Genomic DNA, 6,732 nt, shown 5'->3' with positions numbered 1-6,732 from the left:
ATATTCACCTTCTACCGTGACATGCTGAATCGGCAGCGTATCTGTGTTGTTTAAATAAACGACACCGACAATCAGTATCAACAGAACCAACACAGTACTGACATTTCGCAAGTTACTTTGCCAGTTCATTTGTTCGCGTGGTTTCACCACACGGGTCCGTGTTGCTCCGGCTTTTGGACGTTGTCTGATAGCCATCAGCGTTTGCCCTCCAGACTGCTCTTTAATACCTGCCCAACCAGATTTTCAAAACTGATTCCTGCCTGACGAGCTGCCATTGGCACCAGGCTGTGGTCAGTCATACCGGGCACACTATTCGCTTCCAACAAGTAAAAATCACCTTGCTGATCCGCCATAACATCAATGCGTCCCCAGCCAGACATGTTGAGCGCATTGAAAGCGTTGATTGCCAATTGCTGACAGCGTTTTTCATCAGCATCACTTAAACCACACGGGCACAAATATTCGGTTGAATCCGCCAGATACTTGGCTTCAAAGTCGTAAAACTCTCTGGGTGTTGTTAATCGAATAACCGGCAGCGCTTCTCCATTCAAAATGCTCACCGTGTATTCCGCCCCATGCACCCATTGTTCAGCGATAACTTCATCGTCATAGTCAAAAGCAAGGCTGATGGCTTGTTGCAGTGCTTCGGTTGATGTCACCTTACTCATACCGATGCTGGAACCTTCGTTGACCGGCTTGATGACTATCGGCAAACCCAATTCTTCAACAATTTTCTGAGGGTTGGACTGACGATTTAAGCGCACATATTTTGGTGTTGGTAAACCCTGACTTTGCCAAATCTGTTTGCTCAAACGTTTATTCATTGACAGTACCGCACCGGTGATGCCGCTACCGGTATAAGGAATTTGCAATGACTGCAAAACACCCTGAATTTCACCGTCTTCACCGCCACGGCCATGCAGGATAATAAATGCCCGATCAAATTTATCCTGACGCAAACGTTCACTAACCGTTTTATCTACATCCAGCTCAACAGCATTGACTCCGAGTGACTGTAAAGCAGCTAATACCGCACGGCCGCTTTTCAACGAAATCTCACGTTCTGCTGAACGTCCACCCATCAACACAGCAACCCGACCAAAACTTTGTGGAGTAATATTTATTTCACTCATGCGTGCTCTCCGATAATGTGAACTTCGGGGATCAATCGCACTTTTGTCTCTGCTTCTACACGTTGTCTGACTAAATTAATCAAATCTTCAATATCAGCCGCGCTGGCAGCCCCGTCATTGACAATAAAGTTGGCATGTTTTGGCGACACACTTGCCCCGCCAACTCGCAATCCCTTCAAACCGCACTGCTCGATTAAGCGCCCGGCATAATCGCCTTGTGGATTACGAAATACTGAACCGGCACAAGGTTGATTAGTGGGTTGGCTGTCGTTGCGTTTTTTCAGTAGCTGTTTAATTAATGCAGTTTCAGCTTCTGCATCTCCCAGCTGTAGCTCCAATGTGGCTGAGACAAACCATTCTTTTTCTGGCAGTTCGACATGACGATAGGCAACCTTAAAGTCACTGGCTGAACGCTTTTTCAACTCGCCCTGACGCGTTACGGTTGTTGCCTCTTTGACCAACTGCCAGGTTTCCCAGCCATGAGCACCGGCATTCATCGCCAATGCACCACCAAATGTGCCTGGAATACCTGCCAGAAAGGCTGCACCACTTAAACCCTGTTTGGCGGATTGCTTGGCAACTTTGCTGCAGTAAACACCTACTTCTGCGGTAACTCTTTGATCATCTATATCCAGCGCCTGCATGGTTCCGGCCATGCTGATAACCGTGCCAGCAAAACCGCCATCGCGTATTAATAAATTGCTCCCCAAGCCTAACCATAATAAGGGTTCATCAGCTGGCAACTGGCGTAAAAAAGACGCCAGATCATTTTTATCTTTTGGCTGATAAAAACGCTTTGCTATTCCGCCAACTCGCCATGAAGTGTGCTGAGATAACGGCTCATTTATTTTCAATTCGCCTTGCAACTCGTTAAACATGGAGACCATTAGCTCATCTCCTCAAGTTGTTGATCCAACTCTTTAGCGATGGTTCCGATATCGCCCGCACCAAGGGTAAGCAATAGATCCTGATCCTTTAGTAATCCCGGAAGAACAGAAAACAAGGCTTGTTTATCTTCCACAAATACCGGTTCAACCTGTCCACGCAATCGTATGGCACGGCATAAACTGCGAGCATCAGCACCCGCAATTTTATTTTCGCCTGCAGGGTAAACTTCCAGCACAACCAAAACATCTATCGTTGACAGCACACGGGCAAAATCTTCGAACAAATCACGCGTTCTGGTATATCGATGTGGCTGGAAAACAACCACTAAACGACGATCCGGCCAGCCCCCGCGGCTAGCGGCAACTGTCGCTGCAATTTCTGTAGGATGATGACCATAATCATCTACCAGTAACACCTGCCCCTGGCCGATGGTTTTCTCGCCAAGAATATTGAAGCGTCTGCCAACACCATCAAACTTCAATAGCGCCCGTTGGCAAGCGGCTACGTCAACACCCAAGTTACGGGCGACGGCTAAAGCAGCTGTCGCATTGAGTGCATTGTGCAGACCGGGCATATTTAAACGAACCTGATATTGCACACCACTTTGAGCTTCACTGACTGTAAACTCACTTTGCCCCTGGTACTGCTGCAGATCACTGATTCTAAAGTCGGCTCTTTCATCCTGGCCATAGGTTGTAATGGGACGAGTCACTTCAGGCAATATGCTCTGAACCTCTTCATCATCTATGCATAACACCGCAAGACCATAAAACGGCAAGTGATGCAGAAATTCAATAAAAGTGGCTTTAAGCTTTTCAAAATCCCCTTCGTAGGTCGCCATATGATCATCATCAATATTGGTCACAATGGCGATCATCGGCTGCAGGTATAAAAAGGACGCATCACTTTCATCTGCTTCAGCGACTAAATAACGTCCGGTACCTAATCTTGCATTGGACCCCGCACTGTTTAATCGACCACCTATCACAAAGGTTGGATCCAACTCGCCTTCACTTAACAATGCAGCAGTTAAGCTGGTTGTAGTGGTTTTACCATGCGTACCCGCCACGGCAATGCCATAACTGAAACGCATTAATTCAGCCAGCATCTCTGCACGAGGCACTACTGGAATACGCTGTTCACGAGCCGCCATAACTTCAACGTTGTCAGCGCTCACTGCGGTTGTTACTACTACCACATCAGCACCTTTAAGGTATTCCGCGTCATGACCAATCATGATGTTGGCTCCAAGCTGGCGCAGGTGTTGAATCAAACTGTTTTCATTCAAGTCCGAACCACTGACCTGATATCCCAGATTCAGCAGTACTTCGGCAATTCCGCCCATACCGACACCACCAATTCCGATGAAATGGATATGTTTGACCCGACTTTGCATTGCTGAGGTTAATTTAGCCATTTGCCCACTCTAGACAGATATCTGCTATCTGCATTGCTGTTCCGGGGTTTGCCAATGTTCTTGCCTGTATTGCCATTTGTTCCAAATGTTTTCGGTTTGCCAGTAATGGCCGTATTACTGCTGCCAGATCTTTTGCGTTAAGTGCTGAATCGGCTATAAGTAATGCAGCGCCTGCGTCTTTTAATGCCTGAGCATTGTGAGTCTGGTGGTCATCTACTGCATACGGATAAGGCACCAGAATTGCCGCGATACCTGTTGCTGCGACCTCGGCCACGGTCAGTGCACCTGCCCGGCAAATTATCAGATCTGCCTCGCTATAGGCTTTCGCCATATCGTCAATAAACTGGGTGACCGTACCCGCTACTCCTGCCTGTTCATAAGCAAGCTGACAGTCAGCCAGATGTTTTTCACCACATTGATGAATGACATTGATTGTGTGTTCTTTACTGAGTAATGCCAGCGTCTGCGGTACAACCTGATTTAAACTTTTTGCTCCCAGACTGCCACCTAGCACCAATAGTTTTAACGGTTTCTGAGCCCGTGCCTGATAGCGAATCTGTGGCTCAGGTAACTGTTCAATTTCTTTTCTAACTGGATTGCCAACCCATCTGGTTTTCTTACTGCTAACAAAACTGTTTTCAAATCCCTGCAATACCTGTTTGGCAATTTTTGCCAGCAAGCGATTTGTTAATCCGGCAATAGCATTTTGTTCATGTATCAATAACGGTTTGCCGGAAAGCCATGCTGCCAGACCACCTGGGCCTGAAGCAAAACCTCCCAGGCCGATCACCACATCAGGCTGAAAACGTTTAATCACTTTTCTGGATTCGAGCACTGCACGTAAGATCCTTAACGGCGCTACCAGCCAACCGAAAAGGCCATTGCCACGTAAGCCTTTAATCGGAATTAAATTTAATTTAAAGGAAGCTGCTGGTACTAAACGGGATTCAATACCACGCTCTGTGCCAATCCATTCAACATCCACCGAACGTGAACGCAGTTCTTCAGCCACAGCTAATGCTGGAAATACATGTCCGCCAGTTCCACCAGCCATAATTAATACGCGAGTCATCGTTTGACCCTCGCTGACGCTTTTTCTGGTTGACGGGTTTCCAGATCTACTCGCAATAACAGGCCAATGGCAACACAAACAATAACCAGACTACTACCGCCATAACTCATTAATGGCAATGTGAGGCCTTTGGTAGGTAACACGCCCATATTGACGCCAATATTGACGCAAGCTTGTAACCCCAGCCATACCGAAATGCCAAAGGCGACTTGTGCGCCGAATAATTGACCCGCTTCTTCTGCTGCTCGGCCTATCGCCAACGCACGCCAAATCATGGTCAGAAACAAAGCGATTACTGCCACAGCACCAATCAACCCGAGTTCTTCTGCCAGAATTGAAAATAAAAAATCTGTATGTGCTTCGGGCAGATAAAACAATTTTTGCATGCTGCTGCCTAAACCCACTCCCAGCCAATCACCGCGACCAAATGCAATTAGTGCCTGCGTTAACTGGAAACCGCTTCCAAACGGATCGGCCCAGGGATCCATAAAACTTTGTAGACGTTGCAGACGGTAAGGCGCCAGCCAGACCATCATAGTAAACAACCCTGCCAGAATGGCGATCAATCCAATAAATACGTCTAATCTGGCACCGCCCAGAAACATCATCACCAATACGGTGGACAAAATGACGACGATGGAGCCCATATCAGGCTGCATTAACATCAATACTGCTGCTACGCTCAACAAAAGTAATGGAGACAATACCTTTAATAAGGATGTGTTTAGTTGTCCATGATGGCGTTGCAGATAATCTGCCACGTAAATAATGGCAAACAATTTAATCAGTTCGGCTACCTGAAGGTTGACTGGCCCCAAAGGTAACCAACGTGAACTACCGTTAACTTCTCTGCCGATCCCAGGAATCAAAACCAATACTAATAGACCAACACCAACCATCAACAACATCGGTGCCATTTGTTGCCAATGAGACAATCTTATCGACATCACACACCAGGCAAAAAACAATCCAAGCCCGGCAAAAGCCAGTTGCCTGATAAAGAAATATAATGGTTGTCCGGTTTTGTTCTCAGCAATGGTAATGGAAGCTGAACACACCATAATCAAACCAATCAACAATAAGGCCAATGCGGCCATTAAAAGCTTTGAATCGAAGTAGGTGCTTACACGACTCATGCCGCCAACTCCCTGACAGCCTGTTCAAAATGGTCGCCACGATCAGCGTAATTGGCAAACTGATCAAAACTCGCGCAGGCTGGTGAAAGCAGAACCTGTTGACCCATTTGTGCAGAAATATTTGCCGCCTGAACTGCAGCTTTCATATCTGCTGCAAAATGGACCTGAACCGTTTCCGGTACATGTTTGGCTATTTCTTCAGCAGATTGACCAATCAACACGATAGTGCTGACATAGTCATTGAGGATCGGTCTTAACGGCGCAAAATTCTGTCCTTTGCCAACACCACCGGCAATCAAAACAATCTTGCCATTCTCTGCAATACCCTCTATTGCAGCGATACTGGCGCCAACGTTAGTGGCTTTAGAATCATTAAACCAGCGTACTCCGTGTAATTCGCGTACAAACCGACAGCGATGTGGCAGCCCTTTGAACTCTTTTAAGGCTTTTAACATGGCATCCATCGGCAGGCCCATTACAGACCCCAGAGCTAATGCCGCCAATGCATTGGCAATATTATGGCTACCGGCAATTTTCATATCACTGACCAGCATTAACGGCGTATCGCCTTCAGCCAGCCAGAGATGTCCTCTCTGGGTCAGTACACCAAACTCATAACCGGTTGATTCATGCAGACTGAAACCAAGCTGATCTCTTCCAGCCTCAGCCATCGCAGAGACAATAGGATCATCTCGGTTTATCACCATGACACCGCTACCGTTATAAACCCTTTGTTTAGCACGCTGGTAATCTTCGATCGAATCGTAACGATCCAGATGATCGGGACTGACATTGAGTATCACTGAAGCAAATGCATTCATAGAATGCACTGTTTCCATCTGAAAACTGGACAACTCAAGTACATAGAAATCTGGAGCAGGATCAGTCAACAAATCCAATGCCGGTGTACCAAGATTCCCGCCAACTGCAACTTTTTTATCGGCCATTTGTGCCATTAAACCGACTAAGGTGGTGACGGTACTTTTACCATTCGAACCGGTTATTGCAATGATGGGGGCGTTGGCGTGGCGTGCAAATAACTCAATATCACCAATAATCTCAATCCCGGCTTCTGCTGCCTGTTTA

Annotated in this window: 6 protein-coding genes and 1 pseudogene; all 7 read right to left on the bottom strand. The window is 46.9% G+C overall.

The features are described 5' to 3' along the window. Window positions 1-195: pseudogene (locus B3182_RS01920) on the bottom strand (cell division protein FtsQ/DivIB); the annotation flags it as partial. Continuing rightward, window positions 195-1,133, bottom strand: a complete 939-nt coding sequence (locus B3182_RS01915) for a D-alanine--D-alanine ligase (protein ID WP_292357846.1) — start codon at window positions 1,131-1,133, stop codon at window positions 195-197. The pseudogene B3182_RS01920 and the gene B3182_RS01915, both read right to left, overlap by 1 nt. Beyond that, complete coding sequence (murB, locus tag B3182_RS01910; protein ID WP_292357844.1) at window positions 1,130-2,020, bottom strand: UDP-N-acetylmuramate dehydrogenase; 891 nt, start codon at window positions 2,018-2,020, stop codon at window positions 1,130-1,132. Before murB ends, B3182_RS01915 begins: the two co-directional genes overlap by 4 nt. Continuing rightward, a complete protein-coding gene (gene murC, locus B3182_RS01905) occupies window positions 2,020-3,438 on the bottom strand; it encodes a UDP-N-acetylmuramate--L-alanine ligase (RefSeq protein WP_292357842.1) in 1,419 nt (472 codons plus the stop codon). Before murC ends, murB begins: the two co-directional genes overlap by 1 nt. Beyond that, window positions 3,431-4,510: an undecaprenyldiphospho-muramoylpentapeptide beta-N-acetylglucosaminyltransferase gene (murG, locus tag B3182_RS01900; protein WP_292357841.1), complete on the bottom strand. Its 1,080-nt coding sequence runs from the start codon at window positions 4,508-4,510 to the stop codon at window positions 3,431-3,433. The genes murC and murG overlap by 8 nt, the downstream gene beginning before the upstream one ends. Beyond that, window positions 4,507-5,646 (bottom strand): putative lipid II flippase FtsW, encoded by a 1,140-nt coding sequence (gene ftsW / locus B3182_RS01895; RefSeq protein WP_292357840.1) that lies wholly within the window; start codon window positions 5,644-5,646, stop codon window positions 4,507-4,509. The genes murG and ftsW overlap by 4 nt, the downstream gene beginning before the upstream one ends. Continuing rightward, window positions 5,643-6,732, bottom strand: a 1,090-nt coding sequence (murD, locus tag B3182_RS01890) for a UDP-N-acetylmuramoyl-L-alanine--D-glutamate ligase (RefSeq protein WP_292751323.1), incomplete at its 5' end; no start/stop codon positions are given. The genes ftsW and murD, both read right to left, overlap by 4 nt.

Origin of the sequence: Methylophaga sp. UBA4204 (genome assembly GCF_002379485.1) — a bacterium.
GTDB lineage: Bacteria > Pseudomonadota > Gammaproteobacteria > Nitrosococcales > Methylophagaceae > Methylophaga.
Note: the sequence above shows the minus strand (reverse complement) of the source record. Positions and strands in the feature narration are given on the sequence as shown.

Bases quoted from the DNA above. Each gene is read 5' to 3' on its own strand.
- murG (WP_292357841.1), bottom strand. From the start codon at position 4,510: ATGACTCGCGTATTAATTATGGCTGGTGGAACTGGCGGACATGTATTT.
- murB (WP_292357844.1), bottom strand. From the start codon at position 2,020: ATGGTCTCCATGTTTAACGAGTTGCAAGGCGAATTGAAAATAAATGAG.
- B3182_RS01915 (WP_292357846.1), bottom strand. From the start codon at position 1,133: ATGAGTGAAATAAATATTACTCCACAAAGTTTTGGTCGGGTTGCTGTG.
- murC (WP_292357842.1), bottom strand. From the start codon at position 3,438: ATGGCTAAATTAACCTCAGCAATGCAAAGTCGGGTCAAACATATCCAT.
- ftsW (WP_292357840.1), bottom strand. From the start codon at position 5,646: ATGAGTCGTGTAAGCACCTACTTCGATTCAAAGCTTTTAATGGCCGCA.